Origin of the sequence: Rheinheimera pleomorphica (assembly GCF_011634895.1) — a bacterium.
In the GTDB taxonomy this organism is placed as follows: Bacteria; Pseudomonadota; Gammaproteobacteria; order Enterobacterales; family Alteromonadaceae; genus Alishewanella; species Alishewanella pleomorphica.
In genome coordinates, this window is record NZ_SIRR01000005.1 from 281,866 (window position 1) to 306,655 (window position 24,790).

Consider the following 24,790-nt stretch of genomic DNA (forward strand, 5'->3'; position numbering starts at 1 on the left):
GCTAAATATGAATTACACATAAATTAAACATTTAGTGCGCAAAATTGGCCGCCGTCGGAACTGCTCCGACCATAAAAAAACAACGACATAAATCACATATATTGTCAGGAGAATGATAGTGCGCACACCTAAACTCAAAGCCATCAGCCTGGCTGTGGCTGCCACACTCAGCACAGCAACCCAGGCAGACACCTTGCCATCCACTCAGCTACAGGACGTAGAAGTGCTGTCGGTAGTGGGTAAGCGCGTCAGCTACGCCAACAACAGTACCGATGCCAACATGCAGCACTTGCAAGCGCCTATTGCCAATGTGTTGGATTTGGTCAACAACCTGCCCGGCGTCAACATTGGCCAGGGAGATGCATTTGGCAGTGATGATTACACCACCACCATTAGTATGCGTGGCTTTGTTATTGACCGCGCCGATCAGCAGCTGGGTATTACGATAGACGGCGTACCCAATGGTGGCTCAGCCTATGCCGGTGGCAGCAAAGCCAACCGCTATCTGGACAGCGAAAATACCCGCTACGTTGAAGTAGGCCAGGGCGCAGCAGATATTGCTTCAGCGTCGTTAGATGCACTGGGCGGTACGCTAAACTTTGTTTCCGCCAACCCCGATATGCAACGCGGCGCCAAGGTAGGAATATCTAACGGCAGCCACAACGCCCGGCGCTATTATGCCCGTTATGACACCGGTGAAGTGCTTGGCAACACTACAGCCTATTTCAGCTTGTCTGACAGCTACAACAAGCGCTGGATTGGCAGTGGCAGCAACGGCTACAGTGACCGCCTTCACTTTGAAGCGAAAAGCATTAGCGAACTGCAGCGCGCCCGCATCTCAGCACGGCTGTCGTATAACGATGCGCATGAAGATAACTACGACTACCGCTCACTGGAACAGTTTAAGCAAAACCCGCGCTGGGATGGCTTAACCAGTACCTGGACCGGCAACCCGGATATCGATCAGAATTTTGCGGAAGCCTGGTCAACGTTGCGCGAAAACAGCCTGCTGTATGTTAAAGCAGAATTTGCCGTTACTGACACGGTTGAGATGGATGTTACACCTTATCTGCATCTGCAAAATGGTCGCGGTGACTGGTTACCGCCGTACCAGGTTTATGCCACTGACGCCGCAGGCAACCTGATCAGCAAAGGCAATGGGACAACCCGTACGACATTCAATTACGTCGATGCCAACGGCCAGCCAATCCTGGACAGCGACGCCGACACTTCAGCGGTCACCCGCGTTGCATCTTATCGCCATACCCACTATGAAAAACAACGTTTTGGTATAACGGCCAACCTGAACTGGACGTTGGATAATCAGGTCATTCGTGCTGGCGTCTGGCTGGAGCAGCAAGATCGCAGCCAGATCCGTGATTGGCATGCCGTACTTGATCCTAAGGTATATCACTATTTTGATGAAACCCCGTACTGGGTGCAGTTTGACGACGACTATCAACATGACGTTATCAAATTCTACCTGCAGGACACCTTAACCCTGGGCGATTTGCAGCTGGTTTTAGGCGCTCAACAGTACCTGATTAATATAGAACGTACCGACAACTTCAATCCGGCGAACAACGGTAAACTGGACAGCGATTCAGACCTGCTGCCAAGCATTGGCCTGGTATACCGCCTGAACGACAGGTTAGAGCTGTTTGCCGGCTATGCCGAAAACTTTAAAGCCATCCCGGATACCATTTTAAACACGGCTGGTCAGGAGTTTGCTGAGCTGGAGGCGGAAACCGCAGACAATTTCGACCTGGGCTTACGTTACTTTGGTGACAGCCTTAATCTGTCGGCCACCTACTATAACGTTAAGTTTAACAACCGCATTACACTGCTGGCTTATGAAGAAATTGGCGATTTACCCGATTACCTTACAGAGCTCGATGGTACCTTTGTCAACGTTGGTGGTGTGAAATCTGACGGTATCGAAGCCAGTCTGGAATGGCGCTTTGCGCCAAACTTTAGCCTGACGTCGTCACTTACCCTCAACAACGCTGAGTACAGCGAAACCATTAATGGCTATCGTGCCGGCGATAAAGTCGCCGCCATACCGGAACAGATGCTGGTTGCCGCGCTAAATTACAATGACGGCAGCTACCGCGCCGGTATTAGCGGTAAATTCACAGCAGATTACTATGGTGCAGCGAAACGCGCAGAGATCAATGGTGCTAACGTTTGGAACCGTGACAGCATTCCGTCCTCGACTATCTGGAATGCCTATTTCGGTTACCGCCATCAGGTGGCAACTAGTGATATGTTCCGCTTTGTTGACTTGGCGCTGACGTTAAACAACGTTACCGACCAAAGCTACATTACCGGTGGTCAGGAAGGCGCGTACTTGCTGGGCGCTGAGCGCACAGCCAGCTTTACCGTTAGCCTGGGGTTCTAAGGCAATAAAAAACCCGCTTTGGGGTTAACCTTAGCGGGTTCTTCGAAGATGGCGGACGCAGGAGGATGGATGGCGGCTTTCCTGCCGCCCTGCCCTGCGGGCCAGCTGACGCTGCGCCAATTTGCTCCCGGCAAATTGGTCGAACCTACGGAGCTTCTCACCCGCCTGCGTCTAAGCTGCGTATAGCACGCAATAAAAAACCCGCTTTGGTGTTAACCTTAGCGGGTTCTTCGAAGATGGCGGACGCAGGAGGATTCGAACCTCCGACCGCTCGGTTCGTAGCCGAGTACTCTATCCAGCTGAGCTATGCGTCCGGGGTGTAACATTTTGTGGCATATATTTTTTAATGCACCTTGCCAGGTGCGCCCTTATCAGATGGCGGACGCAGGAGGATTCGAACCTCCGACCGCTCGGTTCGTAGCCGAGTACTCTATCCAGCTGAGCTATGCGTCCGGTCTAATAAAAAATGGCGGAGAAAGAGGGATTCGAACCCTCGATAGAGTTTCCCCTATACACCCTTAGCAGGGGTGCGCCTTCAGCCACTCGGCCATTTCTCCGCGCTGTGTTGCGGCGTGTATATTAATGTCTCAGGAAAATAAGTCAAACAATTTTTAGAACTGAAAAGTGCGTTTGCCGACCTTTTAAGCAATTCGTCGAAATAACGTCATAAAACGTATAAAAACGACACAATTGGCCAGCAAGCCATAGGAAAAGCGCGAGAATTAGTCGTCTTCACCATAAGTTGTATCGGCTGAGCCTTTCTCAGCCTGGATCCGCATATAAATTTCTTCGCGGTGCACTGACACTTCTTTTGGCGCATTTACACCAATACGTACCTGGTTACCTTTAACACCCAGCACCGTTACCGTCACTTCATCACCGATCATCAGTGTCTCACCAACACGACGAGTAAGAATTAGCATTCGTTTGCTCCTTGTTCCTTTAATCCAGCGCCACTCACACCGGTATACACTAAAGCGCCGTATCATAACTCAGCTACTTAGCTGATTAAAAGTCAGGCGTTTAAATAAATAACGTTAATTGTCAGCAATTTTGCTGCGAAACGCCAATATTGTATCAATCTGCCAGCCGGCTGTGGCAAATACGCGATATTTACCCGCGGCGATACGGCAAGCCGCCCATGCCATCCTTACGCAATGCCAGGGCAACACGATCAGCAAAGAAGGGCATAATGCCCTTCTAAGTTTGATTTAAGCAGTTTAGCTTAATTTCGCGCTGATATAGCGTTGAGCCTCAATTAACAGCTCTGGCAAAGCGGCAACATCAGAGCCTCCTGCCTGCGCCATATCAGGGCGGCCACCGCCTTTACCCCCCAGTTTTTCGGCGGCCCAACCTACTAGCTGGCCCGCATGTACCTTAGCGGTTAAATCCGCGGTGACACCGGCAATCAGACTAATTTTGTCGTCATTAACGGTGGCCAGCAAAATCACCCCTGAACTGAGTTTGTTTTTCAACTCGTCCAACATAGTGCGCAGTGCCTTAGGCTCGGTGGCTGGCAACTGCGTCACCAACACCGTTGCACCGGCTACCTGCTGTGCCTGCTCCAGCAAAGAGGCCCCGGCCTGACTGGCCAGTTTGGCCTTTAACTGTTCAATGTCTTTTTCCAGCTGCTTACTGCGCTCCAGCGTCTGCTGCACCCGCTCGGCTATCGACAACACATCGCCTTTTACTGCGCTGGCTACGCTTTGAGCCTGTTGTTCCAACTGCTGGATATAACTGACAGCACCTGCACCACTAACGGCTTCAATACGACGTACCCCTGAGGCTATGCCGCCTTCAGAGACGATTTTAAACAGACCAATATCGCCGGTGCGGCTAACGTGGGTTCCGCCACACAGCTCGATAGAAAAGTCCCCCATCGACAGCACCCGCACTTCGTCGTCATATTTCTCGCCAAACAGCGCCATGGCGCCGGCGGCTTTGGCTTGTTCAATCGGCATCAATCGGGTTTGCAGCGCCGTGTTTAGCTGGATTTGCTCGTTCACCAGCCGTTCAATCTGGCGCAGCTCTTCGGGTTTTACCGCTTCAAAGTGGCTAAAGTCAAAGCGTAACCGCTCCGGGCCAACCAAAGAGCCTTTTTGCGTAACATGCTCACCAAGCAGCTTCCGTAAAGCCGCGTGCAGCAAGTGGGTAGCAGAGTGATTTTGTTTGATAGCACTGCGACGGGCGCTGTCAATACGGGCGTCCACTTTGTCACCCAGCTTTAGCTGGCCGGTTAAGCGGCCTTTGTGCGCAAAGGCTTTAGCCAGCTTTACCGTATCGTCGACGCTAAACACAGCACCACTACTTAATGTCAGTGTGCCGCTATCGCCTATCTGGCCACCAGACTCAGCATAAAACGGCGTCTGATCCAGAATAATCAGTGCCTCAGCCCCGTCGTCTAATGTCGTCACAGCCTGGCCCTGCTGCAGTATTTCAACCACAGTAGCGTTACCAAACTCCTGCTCGTAGCCGGTAAAAGTGGTGTGCTGGCTTGACGTTAACTGGGCATTGTAGTCAGTGCCAAAGTTTGATGCCTGCTGCGCGCGTTTGCGCTGCTCTGCCATAGCAGCATCAAAACCGGCCTGATCGATACTAAAGCCTCTTTCACGGGCCACGTCATTGGTTAAATCGACCGGGAAGCCATAAGTGTCGTACAGCTTAAACACCAGCTCACCAGGCAGTTCACTACCGGTTAACGCCGCCAGCGCCTCTTCCAGGATCACCAGACCCCGCTCTAACGTTTTGCCAAACTGTTCTTCTTCCAGTTTCAGTATTTTTTCGACCACGGCTTGTTTTTCTGCCAGCTCCGGATAAGCCTCGCCCATCTGCGCTACTAAGGCGGCAACCAGCTTATAGAAGAAAGCGCCTTTGGCACCTAACTTATTACCGTGGCGCACGGCACGGCGCACGATGCGACGCAGCACATAACCACGGCCTTCGTTTGACGGTTGCACGCCATCAACAATTAAGAAGGCGCAGCTACGAATATGGTCGGCCACCACTCTAAGGGATTTATCGGTTAAATCGGTTGCGCCGGTAGCGTCAGCGGCGGCTTTGATTAGCGCCACAAAGGTATCAATTTCATAGTTACTGTGCACATGCTGCAAAATAGCCGCAATACGCTCCAGCCCCATGCCGGTATCAACGCTGGGCTTGGGCAGAGCTTCCATCCGGCCGTCGCTGTGGCGGTTAAACTGCATAAACACAATGTTCCAGATCTCGATATAGCGGTCGCCATCTTCTTCCGGCGAGCCCGGCGGGCCACCCCAGATGTGTTCGCCGTGATCATAGAAAATCTCGGTACAAGGACCGCAAGGGCCGGTATCGCCCATAGCCCAGAAGTTATCGGACGCATAAGGTGCGCCCTTGTTGTCGCCAATACGGATAATACGCTCAGCCGGCACGCCAATTTGTTTTAACCAGATATCGTAAGCTTCGTCATCGGTCTCATACACTGTTACCCACAATTTTTGTTTTGGCAGTTTCACCACCTCGGTCAAAAACTCCCAGGCGTAAGCGATGGCATCCTGTTTAAAATAATCACCGAAGCTGAAATTACCCAGCATTTCAAAAAACGTGTGATGACGCGCGGTATAGCCAACGTTTTCTAAATCATTATGCTTACCACCGGCACGCACACAGCGCTGCGCCGACACCGCGCGGCTGTAGCTGCGCGGGTCCTGACCGAGAAAAACGTCTTTAAATTGCACCATACCAGCGTTAGTAAATAATAAGGTGGCATCATTACCCGGGATCAGCGAACTGCTGGCCACCACTTGGTGCTGCTTGCTGGCAAAGAAATCTAAAAAGGCGCGCCTGATACTGGCCGATGTCATAGTCATGCAATAATCCTGTCCGCTTTGGGTTTTACTCTGTGAAATTAATCGCAAATTGAATTTGTTCATTGTTAAAGCCGCGGCGTTGCAAATACGCCATCCGCTTTAGCTTTTCTTTATATTCTGTTGCAATGCTGTCGCCGTACTTTTTTTGATACTGCTGCAACGCCAGCGCAAACCAGTCTATCTGAAGTTCAGCGGCACAGTTAAGCACCTGCTGCTGACTGATCTTCTGCTGTCGGCATTGCTGCATAATGTAACTTAAGCCATAGCCTTTATTTGCTCTGCTACGCAGCAACATCTGCAGGTAACGTTGCTCATTAAGGTAGTTTTCTGCTTTGCACCAGGCCATTACCCGGGCAATATCCGCCTCGCTACCGCCCTGGCGCGTTAAACGCTGGCTGAGCTCAGCCTCGCTGTAATCGCGCCGGCTTAACCAGTTTAGCGCCATTCGTTTTAAATCAGTAAGCTCCGCCATGGCTAAACTTCCAGCACGCCCTCGTCTGTAGTGTTAACCTGCAAGGCAAAAAAGTCATTAAACGATAAAAAGAACGCTATATGTAGCAGCGGTATCACCACAATTAAGCCAATAAAGAACGTTGGCATGGTAAGCATTATCAGCACCAGACTCAAGAGGCTGTACAAGGTCAGCGAGCTTATATTACGCCAGCACGCCACCAGGCTGGCCTGCATCACCACCAGCACACTGTGTTGTTGCAGAAAATACGCCACCGCAACGGTATAGGCAAACGCCATCTTGGTTAAGGTAAACCAGGCGGCAAACAGCAGCGCCAGCGGCATACTAAAACTGTGGCTTTCTGCTTGTTCAAGCATCAAAGCATACATATACACCAGCGGCAAGGAGGCGACTAATTCTGCCAGCGCTAAGCGGATAAACACCCGCCGGTACTGCGCCTCTTTAAACACCTGATACAAACCGCTAACGCTGATGGCGTGACCTTGCTGTGCTGCTACCACCATTTTATAAATACCCGCCGTAAGAAACGGCATCAGCAATGCAACAATAAAACTGCTAAGCGGCGGCAGTAACATGCTCAGCAACAGGAAGCCCAACATATGCAGATAGCTTAGCAACCACACTACAGGTGCCTGCATAAACAGCGCCCAGGCCTGTTTAAGCCAGCCAATAGCGGCAAGCGCCGGCGCACGCCGGATAATAAGTTTTAATTGAAACGGCTTGTTCACAAAGTCTCCACGGTGATAACAGATGCCGGCACTGGCCGGCGCTGTAGAAGGCAGTGGCTAATGATACTGTATATCAGCGCAAATTAAGAGTGGCACGCTAAAAAGCCGGTGCGCCCTCGTCAGGGCTGCATCGTAATTTCGGCCAGCAATGCACGTCCAGCCGGGTCTTGTTGCAGCTGCCAGTGAATAAAACGGGCATCGACATTTACAGTGCGGCTAAAATCCGCATCATAGTACCAGTCTGCCAGCAAACTCTGCTGCACACCGCCATATAAGATGCCCACCAGTTCTCCCGCCATATTAAACGTGACGGCGCCACTGTAATGGCTGTCGGTATCGGTGGTGGTTAAAAAGTTTACTGCTGTGTTGCCCGTTGCTGCAGCGGTGGCGCTGTCAGGCTTGGCCGTTGCACCCTGCCTGCGCAAATAACTGTGTAAGCTGCTAAACGGCTGATACCACACCGCATCCATCGGTTGATAACCACTAACCCGTCCCAGGCTGAACCTTAAAGTGCCATTGGCTTCTGCGTACATTTGCTTGCCTTGGGCCTCGTGATAAGCCAGTAGCACCTCCATCACTGCCGCCCGGGCCGCAGATAGCTGCACCTGCAAATTGCTTCGCTCAGCGGCCAGTTGCTCAGTGGTTTGCTGCATCGCAACGGTGAAGTTCAGCAACGGATCCGTGCTTTGTTCAAACTGCTGCGCGCTGCGCTGTAACCACAATGCCCGCTGGGCTTCGTCGCGCAGACCCGTGCCGCGGTATATTGCTGACAGTTTATGCCGCACTATTTCGCGGTTAAAGCCGTCATTGAGGGCGAAATACTGGTCTAAAGCCGCAAGGCGCAGCCGGGCCGGTAGCTGTGAGTATTGCCAGAGAAAATGCAACGCCAGCTCCATATCTACCCGGGGGTCGAACTGGTCGTCCAGGCCGCTAAGCTGTTGCTGCAATATTGCAACGGCATCATGTCGCTGCGGTTCAGGCAACCGTGCCGTTTCATAAAGCTGGCGGGCCAGCGCCGGTAAACGTGCATATTGAAAATACTGCAGTGCCAGATCGCGTAGTTGCATATCTTGCTGCCGGCTTAGCAGTTGCTGCAGTTTCGTCAACACAGGGCCATATAACTGTTGGCGCACCGGGCTGGCATTAATCCACTGTAACAACGCTTGCTCACGCTGCTGCCTGACCGCCAGCATATTACTTTGCTGATAATGGCTTAACATGGCTTGCTGACGCTGCGCCTGTTGCTGCAATTGCATCAGGCTGCTGTGATAACGTTGTGCCGCCTCACTGCCCGCAGGTGCCAACTGCTGTAACAACTGTATCAGCTGTTGCAGGTACTGATCGGAACGTGGATAGCAGTGTTCAAACTGAAAACGCAGCTCTGCCGCACTACGATAACGATAACTGCGCCCGGCAAAGCCCGGCGTTAGTAATAATTGTTGCTCGGTTACCCCTTGGGCTGACAACGCAACAAAAGCCCCGGAATATGGCAAGTTAGTGTCGTGGTAATCGGCTGCCTGCCCTGTAGCATTTACATAAGCCCGCAGCACAGCATAGTTAGCGCCATAACGTGGCCAGCTGTGTGCTAAGCTGTCTTCGCTTTGTGACGGCAGGTAAGCCAGGCGCACATCTTGCAGCCTTTTATAGCGAATTAGCTGATATTCCAGGCCGTCGTGCAGGCTTTTTAGTTTGCAACGGTCGTCCGCCTGGCGCTGGCATTGTGATATCAGTTGCTGCTGCAGCTGTTGTAGTTTGCCAGCGCGTGCCAGCGGCTCAGCGATGCCGCTCAGTTCGCGGTGTAACCGCAGTGACACATCTTCAGTCTGCTGTAACACCTCCAGCGTTAAACCCGGAAGTGGTAGCTCGGCCGGGCCGGAAAAGCCCGTCTTTGCCTGGTCAGGCAGCCAGGCCGCTATACAGTCTGAGCTGGTGATCAACAAGCCCGAGCCGGAAATAAAGGCACCACTGCACTGGCCAACACGTGCCACTGCCGCCGTAATGGCCGTCAGTGGCAGTGCCGTGTTTTGCTCTGCCGCTGTCAGCCCCAGTTGTGTCAGCAGCGGCCCTGCAGTGTTTAACTGTTGCGCTTGCCAGAACCCCTCTTGCGAGACAGCCGGCACGCTAAACAGCACACTAAACAGCACAACACAACGATATATTCTTTTCATAACAGCACATCGGTCACGGATAACGCGCAGACGCTATCACATTCAGCCGCCTACGCCTGTCGAGTTGCGGCAAAGTGCGAAAATATGCGTTAACTTACTGCAGGCTCAGACAATAAACAAAAGCGCAGCCAGAGCTTGATCTCTGCCACTATCGCCGCATAATACAGCCTCTGGGTAGTTTGGGGGTAACATGGAAAATTTTCTTGAAAAACTGATGTATTCGTCTCGCTGGATCATGGCACCAATTTACCTTGGTCTGAGCCTGGCGCTTATTGCGCTGGGTATTAAGTTTTTTCAGGAAGTCTTTCATATCCTGCCTATTATTTTAAGCATGAAGGAAGTTGAACTGATCCTGGTGGTATTGTCGCTGATTGACATTGCCCTGGTTGGCGGCTTGATCGTAATGGTGATGTTTTCCGGTTACGAAAACTTCGTCTCACGGCTGGACCTGGAAGGCAACGACGACAAGCTCAGCTGGCTGGGTAAACTGGACTCCGGTTCTTTAAAAAATAAAGTCGCCGCCTCCATCGTGGCGATATCTTCCATTCATTTGCTGAAAGTCTTTATGAACACCGAAACGATAGCCAATGACAAAATTATGTGGTACCTGCTAATGCACATTACTTTTGTTTTATCGGCGTTTGCCATGGGTTATCTTGATAAAGTGCTGCGCAAATAAGGCCACTGTATCTGCCGCTGCAGCTGTGCCAACAGGAGGCATGGTAATGCTATCGCACTCTACTCGTCGCTACTGGCAACTGGCGCTGCTATTGTTGTGCTTTTGTAGTTTCCCACTGCTGGCACTGGCACAGCATGGCACCCCTTTGCTGAGCAATTTTAAACCGAAAGACTACAACGGTGGCACCCAGAATTGGGCCATTTTGCAAGACCCACGCGGCCTGCTATACGTGGGTAACAATGTTGGCATACTGGAATATGATGGCGCCAGCTGGCGTATGATCCCAACGCGGAACAAGGCCGTGGTACGCTCGCTGGCACTGGCACCAGATGGCCGCATCTATGTCGGCTCAAAAGGCGAAATCGGTTACCTGGATACCACAGATCCGGCAGGCAGCCGTTATGTATCTTTGTTAGAGCGCATTCCCGCTGATTACCATAACTTTCAGGACGTGCGGCAAACCTTCGCCAGCGCAGAGGGTGCCTATTTTATCAGCCGTGATTACATCTTTTGGGTCGGCCAGGAACAGGTCAATGTCTGGCGCACCAACAGTGCCTTTCATAAAGCGTTCTGGCTGAATAACCGCCTGATAGTGCGTGAAGAGGGCACAGGTCTGCTGGAGCTGAAAAACGGGGCCTTTAGTTTAGTGCCCGGCTCAGAACAGTTTGCCAGCACCAGTGTGTTTTTGCTGGAACAGTTTGATCAGCAGCGGTTGCTGGCCGGCAGCCGTGAAGGAAAACTGTTTTTACTCGACAGCCATGGCAGTAAACCGTGGCAAACCGACATTGATCATCAGCTATCACGCGCCATGCTATACACTGGCCTAAAACTGCACAACGGCGACTTTGCCCTTGGCAGTACGCAGGATGGCTTATTTATTTTGCAACCTGACGGCCAGCTGAAAAGCCATATTAATATCCAACATGGTCTGGTAGACCAAAATGTCAGAGCGATTTTTCAGGACCATCAACAAGGTTTATGGTTAGCGCTGGATCATGGCTTAAGCCGGATTGACCTGTCTGCCGCTATCTCTTATTACAATGATGCCAGCGGTTTGCACGGCAATGTGCTGGCACTGTATCAGCATCAGGACACGCTGTACGCCGGTACCAGCCTGGGGTTGTTTTTTAAAAACCGGCAGAACCGGTTTGAAGCCATTAGCGAAGTACAAAAGCAAACCTGGGACTTTATCCGTTTTGAGCAGCAACTGTTAATCGCCAACAGCAATGGCGTCTATGGCTTACAACAGCGGCAACTGCGCTTGCTGCGGCCATCAGAGCTGGCCAGTAAAGTGTTGTATCAATCTGTGCAGGACCCACAGCGGGTGTTTATCGGCTTGCAAGACGGTTTAGCCAGCATGCGTTTTAGCCAGGGGCAATGGCATGACGAAGGCAGAGTACCCGGTGTTAGCGGCAATCTGAACAGCATCCTGGAAACCGAAGATGGCGACTTATGGCTGGGCACCCTGGCCCATGGCGTCTACCGCCTGCAACTGCCCAAGCACTGGCAGGGCGGCAACTCAGTGCCGTTACCGGTAAAACGTTTTAGCAAACAGCAAGGCTTACCCAGTAATAATCGCAATACGGTATTTTGGTACAAACAACAATTGTTAATTGCTACGGTTGGCGGCTTTTACGCTTTTGACGCGGCCAGGCAGCAGTTTGTCCTGCACCAGCAACTGGCACAGGCCTTCAGCGGCAGTCAGCCCTGGGTGCGCTATCCGCACACCGATCAGCATAATAATATCTGGTTACTCACCTGGGACAACGATACCGGCGCCCGTCAGGCCGGGGTATTATATGCCGACAACACAGGACAATATCGCTGGCAGGCATCGGCATTAGCACCGCTGCAGGATATCCCGCTGGACACCCTGCTGATAGATAAACAGCATGTGGTGTGGTTTGGCGGGGCTGAGGGTATCTTTCGTTTTGCGGTAAATGAACATCGTCAGCTGGCCCCCAAGCAACCGCTGCTGCGCCGGCTCAGAGCCCTTGATGGTGAGGTGTTCTACAATGGCGGACAGCTGCCGGCACAACTTAAACTTGATGCTGTCAACACCGCACTCAGATTTGACTATGCCAGTCCGAATTTCAGCCATTTATTTCCGGCGCAATATCAGGTCAAGTTACACGGGCATGATCAGCAATGGTCACCGTGGAGCAGCGAACTGTACCGCGATTACACTAACCTGCCCGGCGGTGATTATCAGTTTATGGTGCGCAGCCGTGACCATCAGGGCAACTTGCAGCTGTCAGCACCTTTGAATATCCGCCTGCCAGCGCCCTGGTATGCCAGCACCCTGGCCTGGCTGGTGTATAGCGTACTGGCTTTGCTGTTAATGTATCTGTTGCTGAAATGGCGCACCTACCACTTGCTGCAGGATAAACAACAGCTTACTGCGCTGATAGAACAACGCACCGCGCATTTACAGCACACCATGCAGCAGTTGCAAGATGCCAAGTCCACTGCGGAGTCGGCAACCCAGGCAAAAAGTGAGTTTCTGGCCAATATGAGCCACGAGCTACGCACGCCACTAAATGCGGTGTTGGGTTTTGCTGACCTGGCACAGCACAGCCAGGACTTTGCTACCCAACAAAACTACCTGACGAAAATCCGCGCCTCTGGCCGTATTTTGCTGAGTATTATCAATGACATTCTCGATTTCTCTAAGATAGAAGCCGGCAAACTGGAATTGGAACAAGCCGCCTTTAACCTGCAAGATACCCTGACGCAGGTTACCGATCTGTTTAGTGCGCAGCTGGCACAAAAACAGTTGGGCTTTAAGTTAACACTGAGTGAACCCCTACCCGCTATGTTATGCGGCGATGCCCTGCGCCTGTCGCAGGTGCTAATCAATCTGCTAAGCAACGCGATAAAGTTTACCGAGCAGGGGCAGATAACACTGCAAATAGACAGTCTGTGCCAGGCAAATACGTGCCGCTTACGCTTTGCCGTCAGTGACACTGGCATTGGCATCAGTGCGGCGCAGCAACAGCAATTGTTTGTCGCCTTTAGCCAGGCCGATAGCTCAATCAGTCGTAAATATGGTGGTACCGGGCTGGGGCTGACCATTTGTCAGCGCCTGGTACAATTGATGGGCGGCCAGCTTGAATTGCAAAGCGAGCCCGGCGTGGGTAGCTGTTTTAGCTTTACACTAAGCTTCCCCCTGGTGGCTGCAAAGGCCGGGCCCACAGCAGCAGTCAGCGCAGAACCGCTGCCGCAACAGGGTAGCGGCCAGACAATCCTGCTGGTCGAGGATAATTACTTTAACCAGACGCTGGCGGTCATTTTGCTGCAAAAGCTGGGCTACCAGGTGGTGACTGTCAGCAGTGGTGAGCAGGCACTGGCCACACTGGCGCAGCGCTCAGTGTCACTGATCCTGATGGATATAGAGCTACCGGGTGTTGATGGCTACGCCTGCACCCGGCAATTGCGCCAGCAACCGCCGTTGGCAACGCTGCCGGTAATTGCGATGACAGCGCATAACACCGACACTATTCGCCAACGCTGCCTGGCTGCCGGCATGAACGATGTGCTGACTAAACCTATTACCGCAGCTGAGCTGGCCGCCAAGCTGGCTTACTGGTTAACACAGCACTAATTTAATCAGGCTGCTTCAGCGTAGCCTGATCGTCCGCGCAGTAAAAACGATTAGGCAGATGCTGGTTTACTTGCATAAAGTGGCTCAGCTGAAGTTGCTGGTACCAGTTGTCCAGTATCACACTGAGCAAGGCTTTATCAAAGCTGCGCTGTAATACCGGATCCCGAAACGCCGCCCGGTATAAGGTCGAGCTGAACAGCTCATGCATGGTCACTGCCGCGGGCTGGGCAGCATTTTGCTGATGAAAGGTAAAGATATTACGGTCCAGCACTATCGCCTGAGCGCGGCCAAACAGCAACATATCCACTTGCGCCCGCTGGTCAACCGTCTCCTGGTAAGCCAAATTTTGCGCCACCGCGTCGCGGTAATCCGCCCCTAATACCTTAGTCGCGCCCTGAAAAGCGATAACGCTTTTGTCCGCCAGATCAGCCGGATGCTGCAGCGTCAGCTCATCTTGACTACGGCTGACTACCACATTCTGGTAGCGAATATAGGGCTGAGAAAAAAACAGACCAGGCTCATCCGGCAGGTTAGGCTGCAAACTGGCAATATCACCATTACCACTTTCAAGTAAAGCGCGAATGCGGGCGTTAGGCACAAAGATAAACACCGCCTCATGGCCCATGCGCCGCACTACTTCACGCAGCAGTTCAATTTCATAGCCACTGACGGTTTCCAGCCGGATATAAGGCGGCTTATTTTGCCCTACCAACACGTTAAGCGGTGCTGACAGCGCCTGGGTACAAGCCAATAAGCCAAGACACAATAAAAGCCATTTCGCCATCGGGCACTCCTGCCACATTTTTACTTAAGTCTAGCTGGTTTTACCTGACTCTGTCGGCCAAATGCAAGCTATTTGCTATAGCAGGAACAACAGAGCCTGATGCATAACAACTACTTAAGCTAAAAACCAGGCTAGCGTAAATTCGGCGCCAGCCAGCTTTCGGCTTCGGCTTTGCTCCAGCCTTTTTTCGCCGCGTAGTCAGTTAGCTGGTCCTCGCCTATTTTACTGACGGCAAAATACTTGCTGTCCGGGTGGCCAAAGTACCAGCCGCTCACCGCTGCGCCCGGCCACATGGCGTAGCTTTCGGTCAGCGTAATGCCCGTTTGTGCTTCCACATCTAAAAGCTGCCACAAGGTGCCTTTTTCGGTATGCTCCGGGCAGGCCGGATAGCCCGGTGCTGGTCGTATGCCCTGATACAGCTCACGAATAAGCTGCTCATTATCCAGGCTTTCATCGCTGGCATAACCCCAATACTCGCGGCGCACTTTCAAATGCAGGTATTCAGCTAAGGCTTCGGCCAAACGGTCAGCCAGCGCTTTTACCATAATGCTGTTGTAATCATCATGCTCGGCGGCAAACTTAGCGGCAAATTCATCAGCGCCAAAACCGGTGCTGACAGCAAAACCGCCGATATAATCTTTAACGCCGCTGTCCACCGGCGCGATAAAATCGGCCAGGCTGCAATTGGGCGCATTGTTTCTAAGCTGCAGCTGCTGGCGCAGGTTATACAGCCGGGCTTTTTCTACTGTGCGGCTCTCGTCGGTGTAAACAATAATATCTTCGCCGTCACTATTGGCCGGGAACAGACCAAACACCGCTTTGCCTTTAACATGGCCTTGGTTAATCATGGTATCGAGCATCGCATTGGCATCTTTAAACAGCTTACGCGCCTCTATACCCACTTCAGCGTGGTTTAAAATGGCCGGGTACTTGCCGGATAACTGCCAGGTTAAGAAAAACGGTGTCCAGTCGATGTAATCGCGCAGAATGTTGAGATCAACTTCCTGCCATAAGTGCACGCCCGGCTGCTTCGGTGCCGGCGCCACTTTGCTTAGATCAAGCTGAAATTTATTCGCTTTCGCCTGCGCAAAACTAAGCAGCTTTTCACCGGGCCGGCTACGCGCATGCTGCTCACGCGCGACCACGTATTCCTGTTTAATCCGCGCTAAATAGTCGGCCTTGCTGTCTTTACCAATTAACGCCTGCACCACCGACACACTGCGCGAGGCATTGGGCACATAGACCACGCCATGCTGATAATGCGGCTCAATTTTCACTGCGGTATGGGCTTTAGAGGTAGTGGCACCGCCAATCAGCAGCGGCTGAGTAAAGCCTAAGCGCGTCATTTCTTTGGCCACGTGCACCATTTCATCCAGCGATGGCGTAATCAGGCCGGATAAGCCGATAACATCGACATTTTGCTCTTTGGCCACGCGCAGCAATTCCGCGCAAGGCACCATCACGCCCAAATCAATCACTTCAAAGTTATTGCACTGCAGCACCACACCGACGATATTTTTGCCGATATCGTGCACATCGCCTTTAACGGTCGCCAACAGCACCTTGCCCTGCGCCTGGCCGCCTTCTTTTTCCTGCTCGATAAAGGGCTGCAAATAGGCGACGGCTTTTTTCATTACCCGCGCCGATTTCACCACTTGTGGCAAAAACATCTTGCCTTCACCGAATAAATCACCGACCACGTTCATGCCGTCCATCAACGGGCCTTCAATCACGTGCAGCGGTTTTTCTGCTTGTTGCCGCGCCTCTTCCGTGTCGATATCAATAAAGTCGGTAATGCCTTTAACCAGCGCATGTTCGAGCCGCTTATTTACCGGCAGGCTGCGCCAGGCGTCATCCTGCTTTTCAGCCACACTGCCATCACCTTTAAATTGGGCGGCAATCTCCAGCAAGCGCTCGGTGGCATCCTCTCGCCGGTTTAAAATCACATCCTCGACCCGCTCTTTTAAAAGCTCAGGGATATCGTCGTACACGGTAAGCTGGCCGGCGTTAACAATACCCATATCCATGCCCGCGGCAATGGCATGGTATAAAAACACCGAGTGAATGGCTTCGCGCACCGCGTCATTGCCACGAAACGAGAACGATACGTTAGATACACCGCCGGAGACTTTGGCGTAAGGGCACAGCCGTTTGATCTCGCGGGTGGCTTCAATAAAATCAACCGCATAGTTGTTGTGCTCTTCAATGCCGGTAGCGACAGCAAAGATATTCGGGTCAAAAATAATGTCTTCTGGCGGAAAGCCGATTTGCTCAGTCAGGATGTGATAAGCGCGCTGGCATATTTCGACCTTACGCGCTTTGGTATCGGCCTGGCCCTGTTCGTCAAACGCCATCACGACAACTGCCGCACCATAACGGCGCAGTAAACGTGCCTGCTGTAAAAACGGTGCCTCGCCCTCTTTAAGCGAAATAGAGTTCACCACCGCCTTGCCCTGAATGCACTTAAGCGCGGCTTCAATCACCTCCCACTTCGACGAGTCGACCATAATTGGCACCCGTGAAATATCCGGCTCTGAGGCTAACAGCTGCAGATAACGCACCATGGCAGCCTTGCTGTCGAGCATCGCCTCGTCCATATTGATATCGATAATCTGGGCGCCGTTTTCGACTTGCTGCCGCGCCACATCCAGCGCCGCTTCAAAATCACCGTTTAAGATCAGTTTTTTAAACTTTGCCGAGCCGGTAACATTCGTCCGCTCGCCAACATTAATAAATCGGGCCTGTTGCTGCATTACCACTCCAGAGAAAAGGCTTCAAGGCCGGCTAAATGAAAACTATGGCTGGGCGCTTTCGGCTGCCGTGGTGGCGCATCTTTTACCGCATCAAAGATGGCTTTAATATGCTCAGGCGTAGTGCCGCAGCAGCCGCCAACAATATTTAAAAAGCCTTGTCTGGCCCAATCAGCAATCTCGGCAGCCATCTCAGTGGCGCCTAAATCATATTCACCGAATTCATTTGGCAAGCCGGCATTGGGGTGCACCGACACATAAGCTTCAGACACGCCAGACAGGGTTTCGACATAAGGCCGCAGTAAATCCGGGCCTAAGGCGCAATTCAGGCCAAAACACACCGGCTCAACATGGGCCAGGCTGTGATAAAACGCCTCTGTAGTCTGGCCCGACAAGGTACGGCCGGACGCATCGGTAATGGTGCCTGAGATCATCACCGGCAGCGTAAAGCCTACCTCATCAAATACCTTAAGCACGGCAAAGGCGGCGGCTTTGGCATTTAGCGTATCAAAGATGGTTTCCAGCATAATAATGTCGGCGCCGCCTGCAATTAAGGCGTGGGTCGACTCGGTATAAGCTGCTACCAGCTCATCAAAGCTGACATTACGAAAGCCCGGATCGTTAACATCCGGTGAGATTGACGCGGTGCGGTTAGTGGGCCCCAGCACGCCGGCGACAAAGCGCGGTTTGTGCGGTTCAAGCTTGGTGACCTCATCACAGACTTTACGCGCCAGCGCGGCCGCTTCGCGGTTAATCCGCGCCGACAGCCCTTCCATCTGATAATCGGCCATGGCAATAGTGGTAGCGTTAAAGCTATTGGTTTCAACAATATCAGCGCCAGCCAGTAAATACTGGCGGTGAATATCGGCTATCAGATCCGGCTGGGTCAGCACCAATAAATCATTATTACCTTTGACATCACAAGGCCAGTTAGCAAACTCGCTGCCGCGATAATCGGCCTCTTCTAAGCGGTGCTGCTGGATCATGGTGCCCATGGCGCCATCGAGAATAAAAATACGCTCAGATAACAACTTACGAAAATGTTCCGGCGTTAGTCTTGCAGTCATATAATGCTCTTTATCATCCGAAGTAGCTTAAGCGCTTTGGCCAATCTGGCTCAGTTCAAACGGCGTGGCCTGATACACATAGTAGTTCAGCCAGTTGCTAAACAGTAAAAACGCATGGCTTTGCCACAGCTTTTGCGGCCCTTGCAGCGGGTCGTTATTGCGGTAATAGTTTTCCGGCACTCTGGGGTTCAGGCCGGCGCTAACATCGCGCTGGTATTCATCATCCAGCGTGGTTAAATCATACTCCGGATGGCCGGTCACAAACACCCGGCTGCCACTGCTGTTTTGCAGCAAATAAGCCCCGGTCACATCGGCCTCGGCCAGAATATGTAAATCATCATGCTGCTGGTATTTTTGCTTCGGCACCTGGGCATAGCGCGAGTGCGGCACTAAAAATTCATCATCAAAGCCGCGCACCAGCGGACACAGCGGCTGGGTCACCTGCTGCCAGTAAACGCCGGACAGTTTCTCACCGCGGATCTCACGCTGCAAGCCATAATACTGATACAGCGCGGCATGCGCTGCCCAGCATAAAAACAAGGTGGAGGTGACGTTATGATCGGCCCAGCGCAAAATATCGCCAAACTGCGCCCAGTAGGTGACATCTTCATAATCGACCAGCCCCAGCGGCGCACCGGTAATAATTAAGCCATCATACTTTTGCTGCTGCACTTCAGAAAAATAGCGGTAAAAGCAGTTTAAATGACTCGGCGGCGTGTTCTTACTGACATGATCGTCAATGCGCAGCAAATCGACATCCACCTGCAACGGGCTATTGGCCAGCAAACGCAGCAGCTGAATTTCAGTGGCGATTTTATTCGGCATTAAATTTAAAATAGCAATTTTCAGCGGCCGGATATCCTGCGACTGCGCCCGGCTCTCGGTCATCACAAACACATTTTCTGCCGACAGCGCTTCTACCGCCGGCAACTGATCGATCACTTTAATAGGCATAGCCATACCCGGTTAACGTACATAGCGGCTACTTTGCGCAAAAGCCGCGGCAAAGTCAACTTCTATACGTTTAGATGGCCAAATAAAGCAGGTGTAACTGTCAGCCTGGCCATACAGCAGCACTGGCAATTCTGCGCTAAGCAGCTAGGCTTATCGGGCCGCTAATTCAATCAATCATGTTGATATGCCAGAAAAAACCAGCTCCCGCCTGATACAGAATTTCCGTTTTTACCTGCTGCTTAGCCTGTTTAGTACCTTATTCGGTATCCTGGCGCTGGCCTTTATGTGGTATCAGGCTGATAAAGCCTTTGTGCCCACCGCACATCAGCTGTTAAACATGGACATGGCGCGGGAGAATTTAAAAGCCAAATTAGCGCTGGCCGGTAAAGAGGCTATCCCGCCCTGTGCCCAGGTAGCAACCGGTGTGTATTTGCAATCCCTTAATTTTCATTCGGCCAATGATGTACATATCAGTGGTTATATCTGGCAAAAAGTGCCGATAGCGCCCGACTGCCCGGTGCAGGCCAAAGCCGGCTTTTACTTCCCTGAAGCGGTAGAAGGCGCCAATGAACTCCGTAAAAAGTACGAAGATGTGCAAGGCAATGAAACCCTGCATGGCTGGATGTTTGAAACCACCGTACGCCAGCCGTTTGATTACAGTAAGTACCCGCTGGATCATCAAACCGTGTGGCTACGCATTTTATCCAATGACTTTGACGGCCACAGCACATTAGTCCCCGACCTTGTCGCCTACCCCGACACCGGCATTAAAAGCTATTTTGGCCTGGATACCGATATCGTACTGGGTGACTGGTTGATAGACGAAACCTTTTTCGATTTTAAAACCGCCACCTATCACACTAACTTTGGCTACCAGACGGCCACCACTGAGCATACCCCCGAGCTGCATTTTAATGTGGTGCTCAAACGCAAGTTTATTAATGCCTTTGTGGTTAACCTTATTCCTATGTTTACCGTCGCCGCCCTGCTATTTGCCGTGCTAATGACAATAAGCCGCAAACGCAGCACCCTGGCGTTTAATGGTTTTTCTATTATGTCGGTTATCGGCACCATATCGGCGCTGTTTTTTGTGGTGATTTTATCGCACGTAAACACCCGCACGAAGTTTCCGGCGCAGAGCATTGTCTATATCGAGTATTTCTATCTGCTGCTGTATATCGCCATGATCTTAGTGGTGCTGTGCAGCTTTATCTTTAACGCCCCGGTTAACGTGCAGCGCAAACTGGTAATGCATGACTTTATGCTACCCAAGCTAATCTACTGGCCCAGCCTGCTACTGGCGATGGTGGTGATCAGCTATTGGGCGTTGTTTTAACAGCTGCTACTTTGTAGCCATATAACCGCAAATTTCATCGCTGTGTTTATAACCTATACGCTGCTAATAGCTACCTGTGCTTTGTTAGGCGGGTTAACCCGTATTTGTCGCCAACACAAATATAAACTGTACCGATAAGTTGTTGTCAGTTCTAAAAAAGCGGTGTAGTGTTCTGTACATTAAATTTACAAAGACGGGTTGACCCGTGTTTAACTACGGGTCGACCCGCCGAATAAGCGTTATAAACCACAAGGAGAGTTCATTTGAATATCAATGCAACGCTAGTTGGCCAAATTATGTTTGTATTTGTGCTGGTTGTAGGCGCATTAAGCTATTACCTCGGTCGCCGTAAAACGCAAACGCCGGTTTTGGCGGGTTTACTTGGCGTGGTGCTATGTATTATTCCACCATTTGCGCTGGTTTATCTGGTGGTATTAGTACTTAAAAAAGACGTAGGCTCAACATCGGCGGAAGTAAGTGGGTAAAGTGGTTTATAACAATGCCAGTCACGGCGACGCCTTTTCCGCTGCGGCTTTGCCTTCACTACAAAGCCGCGCACGCTGGCGGCGTTAGCGAGCAGGTATATGCGTAGGATTTGGATGGTGGTTTTGTTAATAGGCACTTTGTCAGGATGTGCCAATGTTTCCCGTTTTGAGAAAGACGGTTTGGTTGCCCATGGGGAACCTATTAATGGTGCTTCCGAGACTCTTTACTACACAATATTTATAGAAATTGACAAAGTGGTTGATGATCAAATAATGCAGGCATTTTTGAAACTGACACCAGAGGCAACTCCCATACTATTAGCGGAATTGAATCCCGAGTCAGCCGCCAGGTATTTGCCGCGATTCGTTCCTCCGCCGCAATGGCCAGAGCATTGGAAGAAAAAAGCGGAAGAAGATGAGGCCTATGCGGGAGGTGGTTTCCACATCGTATTTCGAAACGGTCGGTTTATATCTATAGGAATATGCTCGCACTGTTCTGAAGGTCGTGAGTATCCGGTTATCGGAATCCCGGGTGGAAATGCATTTTATTCACTGCCACTGACAAAGCAGCAACTTATAGATGTGTTTGGTTCGCCTAGCCGATTATATAAGGTCAATGAGGTTAGGTATTGACGCTAACACATATGAGCCTTCTCGGAGTCAATAGGTAAAACCGCTCTTCTGGTAGCGTTAGCGGCCAGGCTGTTGTCCATCAGCAAGATAGACTGCTTCATCTGTCATCATGGTTGCCAGGCGATAGCCTGCAACAAACACATATCGGGGCTCTCTTATCTCATGCTCAATGAGCGCCTGCTGATTTCAGCATCCTTGCTGACAGCAGGGGCACCAGACATTCATCGGTTAACCTGTCGCTGGCACTATTCAAGGCGTCGGGCTTAAAGCCAGTTAGTTTCAGGCTCAGCACAGGTGCAAACCATCTTGCTGATGGGTAAATGCGCGGCGACAAGGTGTCTAATCAAGCGCGCTGGCTACGGCAGTGTGCCAGAAGGTGGGTGTTCAGCTTATGGCTAAGGGATACCCAACCATCATTTGAGCATCAGCCATGGTGTTCCAGTTAGACGTTCAGCTCACCTTGCCCCGCGACTTAACCGGCTAAGAAACGTTTCTCATCGAACACCTTCTGGTTTTTCAACATGTAATACACGCAGCGACCGACTTTATGCGCCAGAGCGCTGAGCGCTTTGGCCTTGCTCATGTGCTTTTGAATCGGCACCGTGACGGACAATACGGGTGCGTCGGCGCAATAAATCACGGGCAGCGCGCATTTGTGGCGGATACACATAGGCCAGCGGGAAATTGCCACCGCGAATAAGATGGGCAATCTTATAGGAATCGATGCGGTCATTCTTGGCTTTACCGCCGTGTATCGCGTTGAAAAGTACTTCCTGTCCTTTTCCCTTCGGGCCAGCTAAAGCTGTCCAAATTCTTTCCTGAAGAATTTGTCATATACAGTGCATGGCCAAGAATAAAATCGATACCGTGTTCAGCGCAGAAATCACTGACCCAATACCAGCAGTGCATGCATTCAACGCCAACCACGATATTGCCGATGTAAGGTGTTAATAAATTGAGTAGATTTTCTGGCAATGCTTTGATTTCACGGTGTAAGATGGTGTCACCTGCAGCATCCAGAATACAGACGTACAAAGAGCGGGCATGCAAATCAATTCCACAATAGTACGGATGTTGTGTAGTATAAAATTTCATTGGGTCTTCTCCTTTTTGGTTTGGTCGCCTTCCAGCTTAGCCAAATGGCTGGGCTGGGGAGAAGGCTCAATGAGTATCAAGCAAAGCCAGCCGACGCGTACCGCGCAGCTGCTTTGAGCGTTATATCTTAAGGCATCATGTTCAGTGAAAATTTTGTTATTAGTAATTACATATCTTTTTTTCGCAGGTAAGGCATTTGCTGAAGAGCCAAACTGCTCTGAGAATGAAGTTTTTCATGGCTTGATGTTTGAGTTAGCAGTTAACAATTCGCTACGTGACGATATGGTTTTCAGGTTTTGCGTTGGGAAAGATGTAAGTTTTTTAGTTTCTGAGCTATATCAGACAGCCTATGTGTCTGAAGATGGAATAAGGCCAGCGCTGAATTATCATTCCAAAGTTAGGCTCACTAGTGAGACCAAAAGCAAAATTGATGATTTGTATAAAAATGCTTTGCTTAATTCACGGCCTGATAATGTTCGCGGTTTAGATGGGTCAACTTGGTGTTTTCGGCCCAAATCTGGCAATTCGTACACTGAGCTTTGTTACTGGTCACCAATTGAACATCCTGGAAGCGAAAGAGGCCTGAAAGATATTTCTAATTTAGGTATTTATCTGTTTGATATATCTGGATTACAAGAATACGGAGGAGTATTTCAGTAATGATGAACACTCTATATAACAAGTTACTTAATTTCGTTCCAGCCACAAACAGCGTGGCCTCCACGGGACTGCCTACGCTGCGCTGCGGCAGCCCATTAGCAACGCGTTAGGCAACAATATGGATTTCGTGGCAACAAAAAATTTTGTAATTAGCTTGCTAACTTTTGCGCCGGTAGTTGTTTTAGCAGTTATTTCTTTGCCTGTGTTTTACGGTATAGGCGCACTGAAAAAGAGAGACGTTGACTATCACATGATATTTAGGTGCTGTGGAAAGGCGGTATTTATCCAATTTTTGTTCTTACTGGCTACAATAGCTTTTTTCTTGGTGCTTTATCTGAATGAGAGCATTCAAGGTATTCCCGTAGTTCTGCTTTTGCCAGTATCAACTCTAATATCGTTTGTCGTGTTTGTTTCTACATGTATTAAAAGGCGAGCATTAATTTATGCCTAACAAGCGTAGTCACAATCGGCCACTGCGTGGCCTGGACCTCAACCGCTTCGCGGGTTTCGGCCTGTGCTGCGAGCGTTAAATGCCAAGGAGAGTCATGGATAAGCCGCACCAAAGAATAGGTTCAAAGTCCAATTCTCACGTAGGAAGAGATTTTGAGTTGGCTGCTAAAAAATTCTTTGCCAGCGAAGGACTTGCTCTTGATCTCAATATAAAAATTCCTGTCGGTATCGGCGAAATCAAGAAAGAGCACGCATTTGATTTGGGCTGCCTAAAAGAAAAAGTACTAATTGAGTGCAAGTCGCACAAATGGACTGCGCCAAATGACAATGTGCCAAGTGCTAAGCTGACTGTTTGGAATGAGGCCATGTACTATTTTTTAGCCACCCCTCCGAGTTATCGAAAAATAATGTTTGTACTTCGTGATTATAGTGAGAAGCGTAAGGAAACATTAGCGGAATACTATATTCGTACTTATAACCATTTGATTCCAGAAGGTGTCGAGTTGTGGGTGTACGAAGAATCAACAATGTCAGCAGTGCAGTTGGCATTTAACAAGTTTAGCCAGCAGGACGCGCAAAAAGGCGCGCCTCTGCTAAAAGCGTTGGTATGACTCCCCACGTCAAGCAGGTTGAGTAAAAACCTGCTCATTTAAGAACCATCTTTTACCGTTAAAGCGAG

17 protein-coding genes, 3 tRNA genes and 1 pseudogene are annotated in these 24,790 nt (G+C 50.8%); 8 read left to right on the forward strand and 13 right to left on the reverse strand.

The features are described 5' to 3' along the window. The first annotated feature begins 112 nt into the window (after positions 1–112). On the forward strand, positions 113–2,401 hold the full coding sequence (locus EYB30_RS06315; protein WP_166838058.1) for a TonB-dependent receptor domain-containing protein: 2,289 nt from the start codon (positions 113–115) through the stop codon (positions 2,399–2,401). 237 nt (positions 2,402–2,638) lie between these two features. Here EYB30_RS06315 and EYB30_RS06320 read toward each other — a convergent pair. The 8 genes from EYB30_RS06320 to EYB30_RS06355 form a co-directional block, all read right to left on the reverse strand. Next, positions 2,639–2,715, reverse strand: a tRNA-Arg gene (locus tag EYB30_RS06320). A gap of 62 nt (positions 2,716–2,777) precedes the next feature. Next, a tRNA-Arg gene (locus tag EYB30_RS06325) sits at positions 2,778–2,854 on the reverse strand. Positions 2,855–2,868: 14 nt separating this feature from the next. Next, positions 2,869–2,958, reverse strand: a tRNA-Ser gene (locus EYB30_RS06330). Positions 2,959–3,123: 165 nt separating this feature from the next. Continuing rightward, complete coding sequence (gene csrA, locus EYB30_RS06335) at positions 3,124–3,324, reverse strand: carbon storage regulator CsrA (protein WP_166838059.1); 201 nt, start codon at positions 3,322–3,324, stop codon at positions 3,124–3,126. Positions 3,325–3,621: 297 nt separating this feature from the next. Continuing rightward, complete coding sequence (gene alaS, locus EYB30_RS06340) at positions 3,622–6,240, reverse strand: alanine--tRNA ligase (RefSeq protein WP_174978733.1); 2,619 nt, start codon at positions 6,238–6,240, stop codon at positions 3,622–3,624. A 31-nt stretch (positions 6,241–6,271) separates the two neighbouring features. Further along, positions 6,272–6,718: a regulatory protein RecX gene (locus EYB30_RS06345; RefSeq protein ID WP_166838061.1), complete on the reverse strand. Its 447-nt coding sequence runs from the start codon at positions 6,716–6,718 to the stop codon at positions 6,272–6,274. Positions 6,719–6,720: 2 nt separating this feature from the next. Continuing rightward, positions 6,721–7,446 carry a DUF2189 domain-containing protein gene (locus tag EYB30_RS06350; protein ID WP_166838062.1) on the reverse strand — a complete coding sequence of 242 codons (726 nt, stop codon included), beginning with the start codon at positions 7,444–7,446 and terminating at the stop codon, positions 6,721–6,723. 119 nt (positions 7,447–7,565) lie between these two features. Beyond that, positions 7,566–9,614 carry a S46 family peptidase gene (locus EYB30_RS06355; protein WP_166838063.1) on the reverse strand — a complete coding sequence of 683 codons (2,049 nt, stop codon included), beginning with the start codon at positions 9,612–9,614 and terminating at the stop codon, positions 7,566–7,568. 190 nt (positions 9,615–9,804) lie between these two features. On the opposite strand from EYB30_RS06355, the gene EYB30_RS06360 reads away from it, so the two are divergent. Both EYB30_RS06360 and EYB30_RS06365 read left to right on the forward strand, forming a co-directional pair. Next, positions 9,805–10,293, forward strand: coding sequence for a TIGR00645 family protein (locus EYB30_RS06360; protein ID WP_166838064.1), 489 nt, complete (start codon positions 9,805–9,807; stop codon positions 10,291–10,293). A gap of 46 nt (positions 10,294–10,339) precedes the next feature. Continuing rightward, positions 10,340–13,897: a hybrid sensor histidine kinase/response regulator gene (locus EYB30_RS06365; protein ID WP_166838065.1), complete on the forward strand. Its 3,558-nt coding sequence runs from the start codon at positions 10,340–10,342 to the stop codon at positions 13,895–13,897. Between the two features lies 1 nt (position 13,898). On the opposite strand, the gene EYB30_RS06370 is transcribed toward EYB30_RS06365, so the two are convergent. The 4 genes from EYB30_RS06370 to metA all read right to left on the reverse strand — a co-directional run bounded on the left by EYB30_RS06370 (position 13,899) and on the right by metA (position 19,452). Further along, complete coding sequence (locus EYB30_RS06370; RefSeq protein WP_166838066.1) at positions 13,899–14,681, reverse strand: substrate-binding periplasmic protein; 783 nt, start codon at positions 14,679–14,681, stop codon at positions 13,899–13,901. Positions 14,682–14,812: 131 nt separating this feature from the next. After that, positions 14,813–17,434 (reverse strand): methionine synthase, encoded by a 2,622-nt coding sequence (metH, locus tag EYB30_RS06375; RefSeq protein ID WP_166838067.1) that lies wholly within the window; start codon positions 17,432–17,434, stop codon positions 14,813–14,815. Then, on the reverse strand, positions 17,434–18,498 hold the full coding sequence (locus tag EYB30_RS18775; protein WP_166838068.1) for a homocysteine S-methyltransferase family protein: 1,065 nt from the start codon (positions 18,496–18,498) through the stop codon (positions 17,434–17,436). Before EYB30_RS18775 ends, metH begins: the two co-directional genes overlap by 1 nt. A gap of 27 nt (positions 18,499–18,525) precedes the next feature. Then, a complete protein-coding gene (metA, locus tag EYB30_RS06385) occupies positions 18,526–19,452 on the reverse strand; it encodes a homoserine O-acetyltransferase MetA (RefSeq protein WP_166838069.1) in 927 nt (308 codons plus the stop codon). Positions 19,453–19,636: 184 nt separating this feature from the next. Between metA and EYB30_RS06390 the strand changes: the two genes are divergently transcribed. The 3 genes from EYB30_RS06390 to EYB30_RS06400 all read left to right on the forward strand — a co-directional run bounded on the left by EYB30_RS06390 (position 19,637) and on the right by EYB30_RS06400 (position 21,906). After that, a complete protein-coding gene (locus EYB30_RS06390) occupies positions 19,637–20,788 on the forward strand; it encodes a ligand-gated ion channel (protein ID WP_166838070.1) in 1,152 nt (383 codons plus the stop codon). A gap of 263 nt (positions 20,789–21,051) precedes the next feature. Continuing rightward, positions 21,052–21,273 (forward strand): hypothetical protein, encoded by a 222-nt coding sequence (locus tag EYB30_RS06395; protein WP_053425154.1) that lies wholly within the window; start codon positions 21,052–21,054, stop codon positions 21,271–21,273. Positions 21,274–21,387: 114 nt separating this feature from the next. After that, the gene (locus EYB30_RS06400; protein ID WP_166838071.1) at positions 21,388–21,906 is read left to right on the forward strand and encodes a hypothetical protein; all 519 of its coding nucleotides are present in this window, start codon (positions 21,388–21,390) and stop codon (positions 21,904–21,906) included. 560 nt (positions 21,907–22,466) lie between these two features. On the opposite strand, the pseudogene EYB30_RS06405 reads toward EYB30_RS06400, so the two are convergent. Beyond that, positions 22,467–23,001 (reverse strand): annotated as a pseudogene (locus EYB30_RS06405) (IS110 family transposase); the annotation flags it as partial. Between the two features lie 144 nt (positions 23,002–23,145). On the opposite strand from EYB30_RS06405, the gene EYB30_RS06410 reads away from it, so the two are divergent. Beyond that, positions 23,146–23,661 (forward strand): hypothetical protein, encoded by a 516-nt coding sequence (locus EYB30_RS06410; protein WP_166838072.1) that lies wholly within the window; start codon positions 23,146–23,148, stop codon positions 23,659–23,661. A gap of 545 nt (positions 23,662–24,206) precedes the next feature. Continuing rightward, positions 24,207–24,722, forward strand: a complete 516-nt coding sequence (locus tag EYB30_RS06415; protein WP_206674580.1) for a hypothetical protein — start codon at positions 24,207–24,209, stop codon at positions 24,720–24,722. The last annotated feature ends 68 nt before the right edge of the window (positions 24,723–24,790 follow it).

What these genes read in the sequence shown, in the direction of transcription:
- EYB30_RS06315 (WP_166838058.1), top strand. Translation starts at nt 113, where the DNA reads ATGATAGTGCGCACACCTAAACTCAAAGCCATCAGCCTGGCTGTGGCT.
- csrA (WP_166838059.1), bottom strand. Translation starts at nt 3,324, where the DNA reads ATGCTAATTCTTACTCGTCGTGTTGGTGAGACACTGATGATCGGTGAT.
- alaS (WP_174978733.1), bottom strand. Translation starts at nt 6,240, where the DNA reads ATGACATCGGCCAGTATCAGGCGCGCCTTTTTAGATTTCTTTGCCAGC.
- EYB30_RS06345 (WP_166838061.1), bottom strand. Translation starts at nt 6,718, where the DNA reads ATGGCGGAGCTTACTGATTTAAAACGAATGGCGCTAAACTGGTTAAGC.
- EYB30_RS06355 (WP_166838063.1), bottom strand. Translation starts at nt 9,614, where the DNA reads ATGAAAAGAATATATCGTTGTGTTGTGCTGTTTAGTGTGCTGTTTAGC.
- EYB30_RS06360 (WP_166838064.1), top strand. Translation starts at nt 9,805, where the DNA reads ATGGAAAATTTTCTTGAAAAACTGATGTATTCGTCTCGCTGGATCATG.
- EYB30_RS06365 (WP_166838065.1), top strand. Translation starts at nt 10,340, where the DNA reads ATGCTATCGCACTCTACTCGTCGCTACTGGCAACTGGCGCTGCTATTG.
- EYB30_RS06370 (WP_166838066.1), bottom strand. Translation starts at nt 14,681, where the DNA reads ATGGCGAAATGGCTTTTATTGTGTCTTGGCTTATTGGCTTGTACCCAG.
- metH (WP_166838067.1), bottom strand. Translation starts at nt 17,434, where the DNA reads ATGCAGCAACAGGCCCGATTTATTAATGTTGGCGAGCGGACGAATGTT.
- EYB30_RS18775 (WP_166838068.1), bottom strand. Translation starts at nt 18,498, where the DNA reads ATGACTGCAAGACTAACGCCGGAACATTTTCGTAAGTTGTTATCTGAG.
- metA (WP_166838069.1), bottom strand. Translation starts at nt 19,452, where the DNA reads ATGCCTATTAAAGTGATCGATCAGTTGCCGGCGGTAGAAGCGCTGTCG.
- EYB30_RS06390 (WP_166838070.1), top strand. Translation starts at nt 19,637, where the DNA reads ATGCCAGAAAAAACCAGCTCCCGCCTGATACAGAATTTCCGTTTTTAC.
- EYB30_RS06400 (WP_166838071.1), top strand. Translation starts at nt 21,388, where the DNA reads ATGGTGGTTTTGTTAATAGGCACTTTGTCAGGATGTGCCAATGTTTCC.
- EYB30_RS06415 (WP_206674580.1), top strand. Translation starts at nt 24,207, where the DNA reads ATGGATAAGCCGCACCAAAGAATAGGTTCAAAGTCCAATTCTCACGTA.